This is a genomic window from Streptococcus cameli, from assembly GCF_053207365.1.
Window position 1 is genome coordinate 70,406 of sequence record NZ_JBRUIM010000003.1, and the last position, 16,602, is coordinate 87,007.

The window sequence follows — 16,602 nt, forward strand, 5'->3', positions numbered from 1 at the left end:
GATGAAGACAGCACGATTCTTTTGGTTTTATTTTAAACGTTACAAGCTCTCCTTTGCCGTGATTTTTGTAGCGGTTATCGCCGCGACCTACTTGCAGGTCAAAACGCCTGTGCTCATCGGGCAATCCTTGACAGAGATGGGGAAAATCGGTCAGCAACTTATGGTGGCCAATCAAGCTGGGGAAACTGGATTTAAGCCAGACCTGGCAGATTTCAACGCGGTCATGTTGCGCTTGTTCTTGGCCTATCTCTGTACCGTGGTGGCCAACTTGATTTACAGCCTCCTCTTTACACGCATCGTGGCCCATTCGACCAACCGGATGCGCAAGGGTCTCTTTGGGAAATTGGAACGCTTGACGGTCCAATTCTTTGACCGCCATAAGGACGGAGATATCCTGTCTCGCTTTACCAGTGATTTGGACAATATTCAAAATGCCTTTAACCAATCCTTGACCCAGGTCGTTTCTAATATCGCCCTTTACGTTGGGATGATTTGGATGATGTTCCGTCAGGACACGCGTCTGGCATGGTTGACCATTGCTTCGACCCCTGTTGCTCTCATCTTCTTGGTGGTCATTGTGCGTTTAGCCCGTAAATACAGCAATCGCCAGCAGGCTGCTGTCGGGAAGCTCAATGCCTATATGGATGAAAAGATTTCAGGGCAAAAAGCTATTATCGTTCAAGGTATTCAAGAAGAGACTATCGATGGTTTCTTGGAGCTCAATGACGAAGTACGGGTCGCTACCTTCAAGGGCCGTCTCTTTGGTGGCCTGCTCTTTCCAGTTATGAATGGGATGAGCCTAGTCAATACGGCGATTGTCATCTTTGTCGGCTCCTCCATTCTCTTAAATGATAGCAGCATGTCAACAGCTGTTGCACTTGGTTTGGTCGTGACCTTTGTTCAGTATTCACAGCAGTATTACCAACCCTTGATGAATATTGCCTCCAGCTGGGCTGAATTGCAGTTGGCCTTTACAGGGGCTCACCGGATTCAGGAAATGTTTGATGAACCTGAGGAAGTGAGACCAACTGATGCACCGCTCTTTACCGAGTTAAGAGAAGGGGTTGAGATCGACAGCATTGACTTTGGCTACTTGCCGGGTCAAAAAGTGCTAGACAATGTCAGCATCTCAGCACCTAAGGGCAAAATGGTGGCAGTGGTTGGACCGACAGGTTCAGGAAAAACAACCATCATGAACCTGATCAACCGTTTCTATGATGTGGATGCAGGAGCGATTCGTTTTGATGGGCGAGACATCCGAGAGTATGACTTGGACAGCTTGCGCCAAGGTGTCGGGATTGTGCTCCAGGAGTCAGTGCTTTTTTCAGGAACCATCGCAGAAAACATTCGCTTTGGTCTTGAAAATGTCGACCAACACATGATTGAAACAGCAGCGCGTGCGACCCATATCCATGACTTTATCATGAGCTTGCCAGAAGGCTATGAGACCTATGTGACCGATGATGAAAATATCTTCTCAACTGGTCAAAAGCAGTTGATTTCAATTGCTCGGACACTACTGACAGACCCACAAGTGCTCATCCTAGATGAGGCGACGTCAAACGTAGACACGGTTACGGAAAGCAAGATTCAAAAAGCCATGGAAGCCGTTGTGGCTGGACGGACCAGCTTTGTCATTGCTCACCGCCTCAAGACCATTCTCAATGCGGACGAAATCATTGTCCTCAAAGATGGCAAGGTCTTGGAGCAGGGAGATCACCATGAGCTCCTCAGACAAAATGGCTTTTATGCCGAACTCTACCACAACCAATTTGTCTTTGAATAAGGACCACCTTCGGGTGGTTTTTTGTTTGCTTCGAATAAGACTCCTTGTCTCAAGGACTATGGTATAATGAAGGTATGATCAGTAAAGAACAACTCTTAGCCCAGCGATTTTGGAACCAGGGACTTATTGAACCTTATAGGGATATCAACCAACTTCTCAAGGATTCTTTGGGTATTCAGTCCCAATATGTGAATCATGGTCTCTTTAATATTTTGACACGGCTAATGGTTAAAAAGTCGGTAGGAGAGACTATGGAAGATACTATTTTAGCGTGGGGACAACGGCAGACCTACCATTTTTATGACCATGATATTTGGCTTACCATGACAGCTTATCTTGCGGACACTCCTCGGTGGCCAGATGCTTACTTTGCTGAGAAAGGAATTGATGGAGAGAAGGAAAGTAAGCGGTTATGCCAGCTGATTGCTGAAAATCCTTCACGTAACCAACTTCCAGATTCTTATGGGGATGCTTGGTCAGACTTATTTCGTTGGTCTGCACTTTTTATCTACAATTCCAAACGAGGGCGTCTCTACCAGAAGTGGTTGACAGATGACCGTCTCGTGATTTGGGAGGACAATGGTCTTCCTACCTCCCAATTGGTTTCTAGAGAGCTGGTAACGGCTTATTTTTCCTTCTATGGTCCTGCGACTTTGGCAGATGCTGCTCATTTCTTTGGGGTTAAACAGTCTAAAATTGCTGAAACTGATTTATCTCACCTGAACCAGCTAACTTTTGAAGGCCGTCGTTACTATTTTAAAACGTGGAAAGAAGAGCTTACCGTTCCTGACGTTTTGGTCTTAGGGAAATTTGATCCTCTATTGGTTTCCTATAAGTATAAGGATTTGTTGATTGACCCTGTAGACCAGTCTAGTGTCTGGAAGAAGGCTGGGCAGATTTCAGCACTGATTCTCATCAAAGGTTGCCTTAGAGCGACGTGGACGTTTCAAATGAGAGGAAACACTATTGCCTTTAAGGTCCAAGGCAAGCAAAAGATATCCCAGAAGCATCAAGCGACCATTAGGCGACGGTTTCGGGATTATGCCAAATGGATGGAAAAATCTATCTCATCAATCACATTTAGCTTCGATGATTAGCCGATATTTCCGAATAATATAGTATAATAGAACAAGAAAAATCAAGGAGTGCCATCATGAAAATCAGAGGATTTGAACTCGTATCGACCTATACCGACGAAAACCTTTTGCCAAAACGAGAGACTGCCCATGCTGCGGGGTACGATTTGAGCGCTGCAGAGACTACTGTTTTAGCGCCTGGAGAAATCAAGCTTGTACCAACAGGGGTCAAAGCCTACATGCAAGACCGCGAGGTGCTCTACCTTTTTGATCGCTCATCTAATCCTCGTAAAAAAGGCTTGGTGTTGATTAACTCAGTAGGCGTCATTGACGGGGATTACTATGGTAATGAAAACAACGAAGGCCATATCTTTGCCCAAATGAAAAACATTACAGATGAGACGGTGACGGTTGAGGCAGGCGAGCGCATTGTTCAAGGCGTCTTTATGCCCTTTTTAGTGGTTGATGGCGACGATGCGACTGGTGAGCGCACGGGTGGCTTTGGCAGTACCGGAGATTAACCCCGTATGGAGATTTTATTTATTCGCCACAGTGAGCCGGATTACAGCATGTTGGACAAGGCCACTCATCCAGAGGCCTACGCTGGTTTTGGCCGGGATTTAGCCCCCTTAACGGCACGAGGGCGGGACTTGGCCCAGCAGGTAGCCCAAAGCCCTTTGCTAGATGATGTTGATATCGTGATTTCGTCTTCCATCACGCGGGCCCTTGAGACAGCGACCTATCTGGTTCGTGACCGTCAGCTGGTGCTCTTGGTCGAGCCCTTCTTTCATGAATGGCGCCCAGACCTCGATGGCCTCAATTACACGGAGGTTGAGCTAGGGCTAGCCTATCGGCTGTTTATGGACAATGGCGGCGCTTTGATTGAAAATAGCCCTGTCCGATACGAGACAGGGCAGGAAATCAAGACACGTTTTCTAAAGGCCTTGCAAAAATACAAGGCCTATGACAAGGTCGCCATTGTGGCACACGGCATGTTGATTCGCCAGTTTGTCCCTATGGAAACCATCGACTATTGCCAAATAATCCCTTACACCATTGACCTAGAAACCATAGAAATCGAGGACGAGAACCATCGCTAAGAAAAAAACAACCTTTGTCTGTCAAAATTGCGACTACCATTCGCCCAAATATTTGGGACGCTGTCCCAACTGTGGGGCTTGGTCTTCCTTTGTCGAAGAAGTCGAAGTGGCAGAAGTCAAAAACGCCCGCGTCAGCCTAACAGGCGAGCAGGCCAAACCCGTCAAACTTAACGAAGTCCAATCCAGCTCTGTGGCAAGGACCCAGACTGATATGGACGAGTTCAACCGTGTGCTCGGTGGAGGTGTGGTGCCAGGTAGCCTGGTCCTCATCGGGGGAGACCCTGGGATTGGGAAGTCGACCTTACTCCTTCAGGTATCGACCCAGCTGGCCAATCTTGGCACAGTCCTTTATGTCAGCGGAGAGGAATCCGCCGAGCAGATCAAGCTGAGGGCAGAACGCCTGGGTGACATCAACAATGAATTTTACCTCTTTGCCGAGACCAATATGCAGCGGATTCGGGCAGAGATTGAAAAATTGCAACCCGATTTTCTGATTGTCGACTCAATCCAGACGGTGATGTCCCCAGACATCACCAGTGTCCAAGGCTCTGTCAGCCAGGTTCGCGAAGTAACGGGCGAGCTCATGCAGCTGGCTAAGACCAACAATATGGCCACCTTTATCGTTGGCCATGTGACCAAGGAAGGAACATTAGCTGGTCCTCGCATGTTGGAACACATGGTGGACACGGTTCTCTACTTTGAAGGGGAGCGCCAGCATACTTTTCGTATCTTGAGGGCGGTCAAAAACCGCTTTGGCTCGACCAATGAAATCGGGATTTTTGAAATGCAGTCCCAAGGACTAGTCGAAGTCCTCAACCCGAGTCAAGTCTTCTTGGAAGAACGCTTGGACGGGGCAACAGGCTCTGCCATTGTGGTGACCATGGAAGGGACCAGGCCAATTCTAGCAGAAGTGCAGGCCTTGGTGACACCGACCGTCTTTGGCAATGCCAAGCGGACCACAACTGGCCTTGATTTTAACCGAGCTAGTCTGATTATGGCAGTCTTGGAAAAACGGGCGGGCTTGCTCCTGCAAAACCAAGACGCCTACCTCAAGTCGGCAGGCGGGGTCAAGCTGGATGAGCCAGCCATTGATTTGGCTGTCGCGGTAGCCATTGCATCGAGCTACAAGGACAAGCCGACCAATCCGCAAGATTGTTTTGTCGGTGAAATCGGCCTGACCGGTGAAATCCGCCGGGTTAACCGCATCGAGCAACGGATCAATGAAGCTGCAAAACTAGGTTTCACCAAGATCTATGCCCCTAAAAACTCCCTAACTGGCCTCAACGTTCCAAAAGGCATTGAAGTTATCGGGGTCATGACCCTGGGGGAGGTCCTGAAAAAAGTATTTGGGTAAGCAGAATGGAAAGGAGCTCTCGTGTTTTTTAGTACAGAACAGACGGGTTACCCTGTCATACCCCTATGGTGGTATGTGACAAGTCTTTTGATCTTAGTCTTTCTTATTTTCTTAACGGAGAAGTATCGTGAGAATCGCTGGTACGGTCTCTTTTTTAAAGGCTTGCAACTGGTACAGGTTTTATTGATGTATGCTTGGTATGCCCATATAGGCTTTCCCCTTCATCAATCCTTGCCCTTTTATCACTGCCGAATGGCCATACTAATGGTCTTTGTAGCCTTACCACACTCTCCTATCAAACGATTTTTCATGTTATTAGGATTTGCAGGGGCTATTCTAGCAACGGTTTCACCTGATTTTGATCCGTATCCACTGACCCATGTCATCAATGCCCAGCTTTACATTGGGCATTATGCTCTTTTGGTGAATGCCATGATTTACCTTAGGAGTCAAACCTACAATGGGCAGTCGTATCTGTTTCAATATATAAGATATGTTGTCGTGCTGAATCTATTTTTGCTACTGGTCAATCTTTTGACGGGTGGCAATTACGGCTTCTTAATGAAGACGCCACTGATTGGTCTGGAAAATCCGGTGATTAACTTTGTACTGGTTAGTTTTGTCCTTGTTCTGGTGGTTGAAGTCGTGAATGTTATAATGGAGAAGTTGTGTTTGAAATCTGGAAAAAGCTCTGAAATGACTTCAATTTCGGTATAATGTAATAGCGTCACCTATAAAAGTGTGGCGTTTTTTGGTATTCAGAAACAACTACTTAGCTCTGTTTTTTAACCAGTTGCTGAAAAGCCTTTGTATCTTTGAAAAAGTCTGATGCAATAAATAACAAAGAAAGGAGGCGCTGATGACGGTTAAGATTGAACTAGACAGTCAATGCGATGACATCGAAATCGTGATACGGACACCCGAACTATCTGCTCAGGTAGAAGATATTCAAAAGGCGCTTTCACAAGTTACTAAGCCTCCATTGGTCTTCTACAAAGGAACGAGTGATTTTTTCTTAGATGTCGCAGTAAGCGATGAGTATGGCTATACAACGATTGATATAACGGATGCTGATGAGAAATATACTAGCGGGAAGTCAAAAGATACCAATACCGTTTTTGGAACATCGACACGATATGTTCATGATGCTGAGTTTGTATCCATTGATGGAGATGTAGCTTTTTCGAGGTTAAAATTATTTGTGCCGTCAGATTGGAAGGTAACTATCAATGGAGATCGGGTATTTAGTATTGTTCATAATTACCCTAAAAATAGTGAGAAAACATTGCTAGTAACCGGTGATTTAGCTTTTAGTATGATGGAAATTATTTATATCTAATAAAAAATCCTCTGAAAATTTTCAGAGGATTTTTTGGTTTAGTCGACGTAGACGTCAGATTTTTTATTGAGCCATGAGTAGAGCAATCCGATGATGAGTCCACCACCGACATAGTTTCCAAGTCCGGCAAAGAAGAAGTTGGATAAGACACTAAAGATTGTCATGTTTTCCACAGGGCCACCATTGACAAAGAAAGCAAGAGGGAAGGAGACGAAGTTAGCAATCACGTGTTCAAACCCTAGAAAGGCGAAAATATAGATGATGAAAATCATGGACCAAACTTTGGCAGCATCATCTTTCATTCGAAGAGTTGTAAAGACAGCTGTGTTGACAACGATGTTGGCGAAAATCCCCTCAATGAATTGGGTCATTGGTGTTTTGGCTAACTTAGTAGAAATAGCCTCAAATAGATAATGATCCGGTTCGAGATGGCTAAATGCATAGGTTTTTGAAATCAAAAATGAAAAGATAAGGGCTCCTACGAAGTTAAAGAAAATACAAGTTGCTAAAATTTTAATTGCTGTTAGTACCCGAAGTTTTCTATTGTAGACAGCACTGGTCATATACATCATGTTGGACGTTCCAAGTTCTGCATTCATATACACAATCATGATCAAAGACCAGCTGAACATAAAAGCGTAAAAGAATTTACCAGAATGAGGTACGATATCGTCAGCATAGCCTGAGATATAAAAAGCGACAGCCGTTCCTAAAGATAAAAAGAGAGTGGCAAGCATGGAACGAACAGCGTATTTGACAAAGCTGTGTCGGGAAAGATTATCTTTTTTCTCAATCGATTTTGCTAAATTACTGATGAGTTCCGAGTTGGTTTCGGAATGAGAGTGTGCATCTAAAGTTGGCATAATAACCTCCTATTGTTTTCAATTCATAGACGATTATAGCACAATTTGAAAAAATTACTAGACAAATCCTGTAAAACAAATGGGGAAAAACGCTTTATTGAAGAAGAAAACGTTTTAATTTAAATGAGCAGTAGTCTAACTGTTTCAGCCGAGCGGTCTCTGCTTGAAAAAAATACTGGAAACCTTTATACTATTTCTAATCAAGTGAAAAGTAAGGAGAGCTAGATGACACGATTTGATGAATTTATGGAATCCAATCACCAGTTTGCAGCTCATTTTCCAAATGGGCATATTCCAACTCCGCCAGGAAAAGAGGTTGCCATCGTTTCTTGTATGGATGCCCGCATTCACGTGGCGCAAATTTTTGGACTTTCGCTTGGAGATGCCCACATTATTCGAAATGCTGGTGGTCGAGTAACCGAGGACATTATCCGTTCTTTAGTGGTTTCAGAGCAATTATTGGGGACGAAAGAAGTGATTGTGATGCACCATACGGATTGTGGTCTTCACCAGAAGACCAATGAAGAACTCTCAGAACAATTGTGTCCAATCCTAGGGAAAAAGGTACAGGAAATGGATTTTTATCCCTTTAGAGATTTGGCAGAAAGTGTCCGAGACGATGTCAGACGATTGAAGGACAGTCCCTTGATACCAGAGGAGATTGTGATTCGGGGAGCGGTCTATGATGTGGACAATGGCCGAGTAACTGAAATTAGCTGTGATGAATTATAATCCTATTTCTTCTGAAATAGGATTTTTATTGACAAAAACGAAAAAATATTGTTTAATTGTATTAAACAAACAACACAAAAAGGAGTCCTCTTATGTCAGACAATCGAATGAAATACACTATTGATGCCAATATGCAGTTTCCTCTAGTTGAAATTGCCTTGGAGGCTGGCGAAATGGCCTATATCCAACAAGGGAGCATGGTTTACCATACACCAAGCGTCAGTCTCAATACCCGCCTAAATGGTAAAGGATCTGGACTAGGGAAGTTGGTAGGCGCTATCGGTCGTTCTCTGGTCTCTGGTGAATCCATGTTTATTACTCAAGCTGTTTCAAATGGAGATGATGGTGTTTTGGCGCTTGCGCCCAATACACCAGGAGAAGTGATTGCCTTGGAATTAGGCGAAAAGCAATACCGGCTCAATGATGGTGCTTTCTTAGCCCTTGATGGGTCAGCCCAATACAGCATGGAGCGTCAGTCTGTTGGCAGGGCCCTATTTGGCGGCCAAGGTGGTCTCTTTGTTATGACAACAGAAGGGCAAGGGACCTTGTTGGCCAATAGTTTTGGCTCCATTAAAAAGATTGAGTTGAACAATAGCACCATGACTATTGACAATGCCCATGTAGTCGCTTGGAGTAGAGATTTGGACTACGATATCCACTTGGAAAATGGTTTTATGCAGTCGATTGGGACAGGAGAAGGGATTGTGAATACCTTCCGTGGAACCGGTGAAATCTATGTGCAAAGTTTGAACATTGAAAGCTTTGCAGGTGTCTTAGGTCGCTATATTGTCACTAATAGTAATTAGTGTAGGTGGTTTATGCGTCACATTAGTAGAAAATCAAGAACAAAAGATGACCAAATCGCAAAAGAGCAACTATTCAATGCTCTGCTGGATCCGCAAGTAGCACAGGATGCTGACTTGTACAAAATGTGTTTGGCAGCAAAGAAAGAGTTGGAAAATGGAGATCCTGAGAATCTTGTCTATGCCAGGTTGAACAAGTCCTTGTCTTTTTATCTGCTCTCCCATGAATATACAGCGCCACAGTCAGTATTGGACTTGTTGCAGACAATCGGGAAATCAGAACAAGTTTATCGTAGCCAGGCTGGACTTGCCAACCTATTGGGAAATCTATTTAGGGGCCATTAAGAAAGAAAAACCTTGATTCAATCAAGGTTTTTCTATTGATTCTTGCTTCGGATTAGTCGCTAAAATGGTGTAAATATGGTATAATGAAACGATTGAATTTTGAACAAGAATGAGGAGAAACTATGTCACAACCGATTCGTGTGCGCTATGCACCAAGTCCAACTGGCCTCTTGCATATTGGAAATGCTCGTACAGCCCTTTTTAACTACCTCTATGCCCGTCACCATGGCGGCACTTTCTTAATCCGTATCGAGGATACTGACCGCAAGCGTCATGTGGAAGACGGCGAACGTAGCCAGCTTGAAAACTTGCGTTGGTTGGGAATTGATTGGGATGAAAGCCCAGAAACCCACGAAAACTACCGCCAATCTGAGCGTCTCGACTTGTACCAACAGGTCATTGACCAGCTTCTGGCTGAAGGTAAGGCCTATAAGTCTTACGTCACAGAAGAAGAATTGGCTGCAGAACGTGAACGCCAAGAAGCAGCAGGTGAGACACCGCGCTACATCAATGAGTTTCTTGGCATGTCTGAAGCTGAAAAAGCTGCTTATATCGCTGAACGAGAAGCTGCGGGCATCGTGCCAACGGTCCGTTTAGCGGTCAATGAAGCTGGTATCTACAAGTGGGATGATATGGTCAAGGGTGAAATCACCTTTGAAGGTGGCAATATCGGTGGTGACTGGGTTATCCAGAAAAAAGACGGATACCCAACTTATAACTTTGCCGTAGTAGTCGATGACCATGACATGCAAATTTCCCACGTTATTCGTGGGGATGACCACATTGCCAATACCCCAAAACAACTCATGGTCTATGAAGCTATGGGCTGGGAAGCGCCAGCCTTTGGTCACATGACCCTCATCATCAACTCTGAAACAGGGAAAAAATTGTCCAAGCGCGATACCAATACCCTGCAATTTATCGAAGATTACCGTAAAAAAGGCTATTTGCCAGAAGCGGTCTTCAACTTTATTGCCCTCTTGGGTTGGAATCCTGGTGGTGAAGAAGAAATCTTCTCACGTGAGCAGTTGATTGCACTCTTTGACGAAAATCGCCTCAGCAAGTCGCCAGCTGCTTTTGACCAGAAGAAATTGGACTGGATGAGCAACGACTACATCAAGAATGCTGATTTGGAAACGGTCTTTGCTCTTTGCAAACCTTATCTTGAAGAAGCAGGGCGTTTGAACGATAAGGCTGAAAAATTGGTGGAGCTCTATAAACCACAAATGACTTCTGCTGATGAAATCATTGGCTTAACCGATTTGTTCTTCTCTGATTTCCCAGAACTGGGTGACGCCGAAAAAGAAGTCATGTCTGCTGAAACTGTTCCAACAGTCCTGACAGCCTTCAAAGCCAATTTGGAAGCTATGGCAGATGCCGATTTCTTGCCTGAGAATATTTCTCCTCAAATCAAGGCTGTCCAAAAAGAAACAGGCATCAAAGGAAAAAACCTCTTTATGCCAATCCGAATTGCCGTATCAGGTGAAATGCATGGCCCAGAATTACCAAATACCATTTACCTGCTTGGCAAGGAAAAATCCATTGCCCACATTGAACAAACGCTTTCTCGTATTTAAACAACAGGTCGGACGTCCGACCTGTTTTATTTTTGAAATATTTATACAAAAAATCTTGACTTATGAATAAATATGCAATATAATACTGTTTACATTCTGAAAATGAATAGTTGTAGGAGAGAGAAAAATGAGCAAAGAAAAAATTATTTTGGCCTATTCTGGCGGTTTAGATACATCGGTTGCTATTGCTTGGCTGAAAAAAGACTATGATGTGATTGCAGTGTGTATGGATGTTGGAGAAGGGAAAGATTTAGAATTTATACATGATAAAGCACTTAGTATCGGAGCGATTGAGTCACATGTTTTGGATGTGAAAGATGAATTTGCTGAAGAATACGTATTACCCGCTCTACAAGCCCATGCCTTTTACGAACAAAAATATCCCTTGGTATCTGCTTTGAGTCGTCCTTTGATTTCCAAAAAATTAGTTGAGATGGCGCACAAGGCTGGAGCGACAGCGATTGCGCACGGTTGTACGGGAAAAGGAAATGATCAAGTTCGGTTTGAGGTCGCTGTTGCAGCCTTGGATCCATCCTTGAAAGTCGTAGCACCTGTCCGTGAGTGGAAATGGTCAAGGGAAGAAGAGATTCTGTTTGCCAAGGAAAATGGGGTCCCTGTTCCTGCAGATTTAGATAGTCCTTATTCTATTGACCAAAACCTATGGGGGCGTGCCAATGAGTGTGGTGTGCTAGAAAATCCATGGAATGAAGCGCCAGAAGATGCCTTTGGCATTACCTCTTCTGTTGAAGAAGCTCCAGATACTCCTGAGTTTGTGGAGATTACCTTTGAAGCAGGAAAACCAACCGCTCTCGACGGCAATCCGATGAAGTTGGCAGACTTGATTCAGGCCTTAAATGTGTTAGCTGGTAAGCATGGCGTAGGGCGGATTGACCATGTTGAAAATCGCTTGGTCGGTATCAAGTCCAGAGAAATATATGAATGCCCAGGAGCGGTGACCTTACTAGCTGCGCACAAAGAGATTGAAGATATTACACTGGTACGGGAAGTCTCTCATTTCAAACCAATTCTAGAAAATGAATTTGCTAACCTGGTCTACAATGCTATGTGGTTTAACCCAGCTACAAAAGCCTTACAAGCTTATATTGCTGAAACCCAAAAAGTGGTCAACGGAGTAGCCAAGGTGAAATTGTTCAAAGGTGTCGCAAAGGTAGTAGCTAGAAAATCACCAAATTCCTTATATGATGAAAACCTAGCAACCTACACTTCGGCAGATAGTTTTGACCAAGATGCAGCTATCGGATTTATTAAATTGTGGGGATTACCAACAACTGTCAATGCGCAGGTGCATCAATTAAAAGATTAGAAAAAAAGAAGGTGTCAGATAAAAGCTTACAGGGAGAAGCATCTGGCATTCTTTTGTATAGAAAAGAGAGAAAAATGGCAAAAGACAATCAAAAACTATGGGGTGGTCGTTTCGAAGCCAGCCTTGAGAAGTGGGTTGAGGAGTTTGGTGCTTCCATTTTATTTGATCAAAAAATGGCAGAACAGGATATCCAGGGTTCTCTTGCTCATGTGACCATGTTGGGACAAACAGGGATTTTGTCAAAGGAAGAAGCGAACACGATTCAAGCAGGTTTAGAGGAATTATTGGCGGAATTTCAGGCCGGTCTCCTCGAGTTTTCGGTAGACAATGAAGACATTCATATGAACATCGAGCAGTTGTTGACAGAAAAGATAGGTCCAGTAGCTGGCAAATTGCATACGGCCCGCTCCAGAAATGACCAAGTGGCAACGGATATGCACCTCTACTTGAAAGCCAAATTGCAGGAAATCGATGCCAAACTCAGTCACCTGAGACAGGTTTTAGTGGGAAAAGCGGAAGAACATGTCGAAACCATCATGCCTGGCTATACCCATCTCCAGCATGCCCAACCAGTATCTTTTGGGCACCATCTGATGGCCTATTACCAAATGTTTTCAAGAGACAGCCAGCGTTTTCAGTGGAACCAATGCCATACAGATATCTCGCCACTTGGAGCAGCAGCCCTGGCTGGGACGACCTTCCCAATTGACCGACAGTTGACTGCTGGCTTACTCGGCTTTTCAAAGCCCTATGCCAATTCTTTAGACGCTGTGAGTGACCGTGATTTTATCCTTGAATTTTTGTCCAACGCTAGCATTCTCATGATGCATATGAGCCGTTTGTGCGAGGAAATCATCAATTGGTGTTCATATGAGTATCAATTTGTTACCTTATCGGATACATTTTCAACAGGATCTTCCATCATGCCACAAAAGAAAAATCCGGATATGGCTGAGCTAATCCGTGGAAAAACCGGTCGAGTGTATGGGAATTTAATCGGTTTGTTAACCGTGATGAAATCACTACCTTTGGCCTATAACAAGGACCTTCAAGAAGACAAGGAAGGCCTGTTTGATACGGTCGAAACTGTAACAGTTTCGCTAGATATTCTGGCAGGCATGTTGTCTAGTATGACAGTCCATAAAGAACAGATGTTGAAATCAACAGAAAAAGATTTTTCAAATGCAACAGAACTAGCAGATTATCTAGCCACTAAAGGACTTCCGTTTAGAGAAGCTCATGAGATTGTTGGGAAGTTGGTTTTGGAGTGCAGTAAGGCTGGAATCTATTTACAAGATGTCTCCCTTACTCATTACCAAAAACTGTCTCCTCTAATAGAAGACGATATTTATTTCGCGCTCTCTTCTAAGACAGCAGTAGAGCGGAGAAATTCAGTTGGCGGAACAGGATTTGAACAAGTCAAAAAACAAATTCAAGAAGCCAAAGAGCAATTACGAACAGGAAAAGCCGATAAACTCTGAGTTTATTGGCTTTTTTGAAATTTATGGTATAATATAGTTAATTTTGAAAGTTGGAGTAACATTTTGAAGAAAACCTATCGCGTCAAGCGTGAGAAGGATTTTGATCAGATTTTTTCACAGGGGAAAAATGTGGCCAATCGGAAGTTCGTGGTCTACCATATACCAAATGGCCAAGAACATTTTCGGGTTGGTTTATCTGTGAGTAAGAAGCTGGGCAATGCCGTCACACGAAACACTATCAAACGAAAATTACGGCACATCATACAGGAGTGTCGTCCTTATTTAAACTCGGAAGATTTGGTAGTGATTGCACGCAAGGGAGTAGAGGAATTAGACTACCACGAGTTAAAGAAAAACTTACTCCATGTTTTAAAATTAGCAAATATTTACCAGGAAGGTGCCTCTCTTGAAAAAGAAACGTAAATGGGCAGGGTTACTAACTTTATCCTTACTTGTTCTAACCGCTTGTGGAACAAGTCCAGTCACAAGCCAATCAACGGACCTATGGGAACAGATTATTTTTGGTTTTGCGAAAATCATTCAGTTCCTTTCGATCAATGGTCATATCGGAATCGGGATTATTCTCTTTACCATTGTCATTCGGACAGTCTTATTGCCTCTCTTTCAAATTCAGATGAAATCAACACGGAAAATGCAAGAATTGCAGCCGCAGTTGAAAGAATTACAGGAACGCTACGCGGGATCTGATTTGGAAAGCCAACAACAATTAACAGAAGCGACTCGGCAACTCTACAAAGAAAATGGTGTTAGTATGTCAGCTTCTATGTGGCCGGTTTTTATCCAGTTACCAATCTTGATGGCCTTGTTCCAAGCCCTGACACGGGTTGAATTTTTGAAGGTTGGTCAATTTTTATGGATGAATTTAGGACAACCGGATCCTCACTACGTACTGCCAGTTTTGGCGGCAGGTTTTACCTTCTTTAGTATGTGGCTCAGCAACAAGGCTGCACTGGAGAAGAATGTGATGATGACAATAATGTCCTATCTTATGACAGCTATGATTTTCTGGTTTGCCTTAACCTCTGCCAGTGGGGTAGCGCTGTATTGGACGGTCTCCAACGCCTACCAAGTATTCCAAACCTTGTTATTCAACAATCCCTTTAAAATTGTAGCGGAACGCCAAGCAAAGATAGTTGCTGAAAAAGAATTACAATCAAAAATTCGCAAGGCTCAGAAAAAAGCTCGCAAGAAAAAATAGGAGAAGAAAACATGAAATTTACAGGATCAACCGTAGAAGAAGCCATTCAAAATGGTTTAAACGAACTCAATATCCCTCGCAAAAAAGCGCATATTACAGTTTTATCTCGTGAGAAAAAAGGCTTTCTTGGATTTGGTAAAAAGCCAGCTCAAGTAGACATTGATGTCATCAATGAGACAACTGTGGTCAAGGCTAATCAAAAAGCTGTTCGTGGCGTACCAAGTGAAGTAAATGAAAAAAATGAGCGTGTTAAAAGCGTTTCAGAAGCGACCATTGACCTTGGGAAAGTCGTTGCGGCTGTAAAAGAATTTGAAAAATCAGGCCAAGTACTTGATGATGAAATCAAGGCAGAAATCCTAAAAAATGACAAAGAAGCCGCGACTATTTTAGAACAAACTGGTCGTATTGAAATCATCAAACCAGAAGAAGTCTCAGAAGAAAAGTCAGCAACTGATGAATTTTCTGACTTGGATATTAAGGTTGAGCCAAGTTACGATATTGAAGCGGTTGTTGCAGAAGTTTCGGCCTATGTACAAGAAATTTTGGATGACATGGATGTAGAAGCGCGTATCGAAAGTTCGCACAACAGACGTACCATCAATATTCAAGTGGATACAAATGAGCCCGGACGTGTGATTGGTTACCACGGGAAGGTCTTGAAAGCCTTGCAATTATTGGCGCAAAACTTCTTGTATAATCGGTACGAACGCAATTTCTACATCACCATCAATGTGAATGATTATGTTGAGCACCGTGCAGAAGTACTCCAAGGCTATGCACAAAAATTAGCAGAACGTGTTTTAGAAGACCAAGAAGCTTACCATACAGATCCAATGTCGAGCAGCGAACGCAAGATTATTCACCGAATTATTTCCAAAATGGATGGCTTAACCAGCTATTCCGAAGGAAATGAGCCAAATCGCTACGTTGTTGTGGATATCGAAGGAAATAGAGATTAATAAAAAGAGGCAGGGGCCTCTTTTTTTTTGAAAAAATGAAAGCATTTTACTTGCTATTTTTCAAAAAATAACATAAAATGACAATATAGAAATAAAATATTGTTGTCACGTGGTGTAGGTCATGGACACAATTCACTGTCTCTATCATTATTATAGAAAGACGGTGCAAGTCGCCGTAAAGTAAGAGGTACTCGTTATGGGTTGGTTATGGACATTGATTGTCGGTGGATTTATTGGTTTGGTAGCAGGGGCTATCACGAAAAAAGGAAGTTCAATGGGCTGGATTGCCAATATTATCGCAGGTTTAGTTGGTTCATCAGTTGGACAAAGCTTGTTTGGTCACCGGGGACCATCACTTGCAGGTATGGCCTTGGTTCCATCTATCATTGGTGCTGTTTTAGTTGTAGCAGTTGTTTCTTTCTTCTTGTCGCGTAACAAGGCTTAAGAAAACTAATTTTTAAAGTAGGTAGTGAATCTTGCGATTGCCCTACTTTTTCAAAAAACAAAAATGAAAACGCTTCAAAAAATAAGGAGGATTTCAATGAGCAAACGAAAATCAAAATGGATGAATATCGTGAAATTAGTGGGATTGGCTATTCCGGTCATTCAGCTCTTGCGTGAAATGACCAAAAAAGAAGAAGAGC

Annotated in this window: 18 protein-coding genes; 17 read left to right on the top strand and 1 reads right to left on the bottom strand. The window is 43.4% G+C overall.

The window, feature by feature from the left end:
- The first annotated feature begins 1 nt into the window (after position 1).
- From ACVR1I_RS07090 to ACVR1I_RS07120, 7 genes are all read left to right on the top strand, one after another.
- Positions 2–1,786: an ABC transporter ATP-binding protein gene (locus tag ACVR1I_RS07090; RefSeq protein ID WP_447443327.1), complete on the top strand. Its 1,785-nt coding sequence runs from the start codon at positions 2–4 to the stop codon at positions 1,784–1,786.
- A 74-nt stretch (positions 1,787–1,860) separates the two neighbouring features.
- On the top strand, positions 1,861–2,883 hold the full coding sequence (locus tag ACVR1I_RS07095) for a DNA glycosylase AlkZ-like family protein (RefSeq protein WP_447443328.1): 1,023 nt from the start codon (positions 1,861–1,863) through the stop codon (positions 2,881–2,883).
- 56 nt (positions 2,884–2,939) lie between these two features.
- A complete protein-coding gene (locus ACVR1I_RS07100; RefSeq protein WP_447443329.1) occupies positions 2,940–3,383 on the top strand; it encodes a dUTP diphosphatase in 444 nt (147 codons plus the stop codon).
- Between the two features lie 6 nt (positions 3,384–3,389).
- Entirely contained in the window at positions 3,390–3,962 is a 573-nt protein-coding gene (locus tag ACVR1I_RS07105; protein WP_447443330.1) for a histidine phosphatase family protein, read from the top strand.
- On the top strand, positions 3,955–5,316 hold the full coding sequence (radA, locus tag ACVR1I_RS07110; protein ID WP_447443467.1) for a DNA repair protein RadA: 1,362 nt from the start codon (positions 3,955–3,957) through the stop codon (positions 5,314–5,316). The genes ACVR1I_RS07105 and radA overlap by 8 nt, the downstream gene beginning before the upstream one ends.
- A gap of 21 nt (positions 5,317–5,337) precedes the next feature.
- Positions 5,338–6,033 (top strand): TMEM164-related integral membrane acyltransferase, encoded by a 696-nt coding sequence (locus ACVR1I_RS07115; protein ID WP_447443331.1) that lies wholly within the window; start codon positions 5,338–5,340, stop codon positions 6,031–6,033.
- Between the two features lie 142 nt (positions 6,034–6,175).
- Positions 6,176–6,655, top strand: coding sequence for a hypothetical protein (locus ACVR1I_RS07120; protein WP_447443332.1), 480 nt, complete (start codon positions 6,176–6,178; stop codon positions 6,653–6,655).
- 38 nt (positions 6,656–6,693) lie between these two features.
- On the opposite strand, the gene ACVR1I_RS07125 is transcribed toward ACVR1I_RS07120, so the two are convergent.
- On the bottom strand, positions 6,694–7,518 hold the full coding sequence (locus tag ACVR1I_RS07125; protein ID WP_447443333.1) for a formate/nitrite transporter family protein: 825 nt from the start codon (positions 7,516–7,518) through the stop codon (positions 6,694–6,696).
- Between the two features lie 225 nt (positions 7,519–7,743).
- Here ACVR1I_RS07125 and ACVR1I_RS07130 point away from each other — a divergent pair, with 225 nt between their 5' ends.
- The 10 genes from ACVR1I_RS07130 (at position 7,744) to ACVR1I_RS07175 (ending at position 16,403) form a co-directional block, all read left to right on the top strand.
- Complete coding sequence (locus ACVR1I_RS07130; protein WP_447443334.1) at positions 7,744–8,250, top strand: beta-class carbonic anhydrase; 507 nt, start codon at positions 7,744–7,746, stop codon at positions 8,248–8,250.
- A 92-nt stretch (positions 8,251–8,342) separates the two neighbouring features.
- Complete coding sequence (locus ACVR1I_RS07135; protein WP_447443335.1) at positions 8,343–9,056, top strand: TIGR00266 family protein; 714 nt, start codon at positions 8,343–8,345, stop codon at positions 9,054–9,056.
- A 12-nt stretch (positions 9,057–9,068) separates the two neighbouring features.
- Positions 9,069–9,398 carry a bacteriocin immunity protein gene (locus ACVR1I_RS07140; protein WP_447443336.1) on the top strand — a complete coding sequence of 110 codons (330 nt, stop codon included), beginning with the start codon at positions 9,069–9,071 and terminating at the stop codon, positions 9,396–9,398.
- 122 nt (positions 9,399–9,520) lie between these two features.
- Positions 9,521–10,975, top strand: coding sequence for a glutamate--tRNA ligase (gene gltX, locus ACVR1I_RS07145; RefSeq protein WP_447443337.1), 1,455 nt, complete (start codon positions 9,521–9,523; stop codon positions 10,973–10,975).
- A 127-nt stretch (positions 10,976–11,102) separates the two neighbouring features.
- Entirely contained in the window at positions 11,103–12,299 is a 1,197-nt protein-coding gene (locus ACVR1I_RS07150; protein WP_447443338.1) for an argininosuccinate synthase, read from the top strand.
- Between the two features lie 74 nt (positions 12,300–12,373).
- Positions 12,374–13,780: an argininosuccinate lyase gene (gene argH / locus ACVR1I_RS07155; RefSeq protein WP_447443339.1), complete on the top strand. Its 1,407-nt coding sequence runs from the start codon at positions 12,374–12,376 to the stop codon at positions 13,778–13,780.
- A gap of 63 nt (positions 13,781–13,843) precedes the next feature.
- The gene (rnpA, locus tag ACVR1I_RS07160; protein WP_447443340.1) at positions 13,844–14,203 is read left to right on the top strand and encodes a ribonuclease P protein component; all 360 of its coding nucleotides are present in this window, start codon (positions 13,844–13,846) and stop codon (positions 14,201–14,203) included.
- Positions 14,187–14,999 carry a YidC/Oxa1 family membrane protein insertase gene (locus ACVR1I_RS07165; RefSeq protein WP_447443341.1) on the top strand — a complete coding sequence of 271 codons (813 nt, stop codon included), beginning with the start codon at positions 14,187–14,189 and terminating at the stop codon, positions 14,997–14,999. The genes rnpA and ACVR1I_RS07165 overlap by 17 nt, the downstream gene beginning before the upstream one ends.
- A gap of 11 nt (positions 15,000–15,010) precedes the next feature.
- On the top strand, positions 15,011–15,958 hold the full coding sequence (gene jag / locus ACVR1I_RS07170; protein WP_447443342.1) for an RNA-binding cell elongation regulator Jag/EloR: 948 nt from the start codon (positions 15,011–15,013) through the stop codon (positions 15,956–15,958).
- Positions 15,959–16,154: 196 nt separating this feature from the next.
- Positions 16,155–16,403, top strand: a complete 249-nt coding sequence (locus ACVR1I_RS07175) for a GlsB/YeaQ/YmgE family stress response membrane protein (RefSeq protein ID WP_447443343.1) — start codon at positions 16,155–16,157, stop codon at positions 16,401–16,403.
- Positions 16,404–16,602 lie beyond the last annotated feature (199 nt).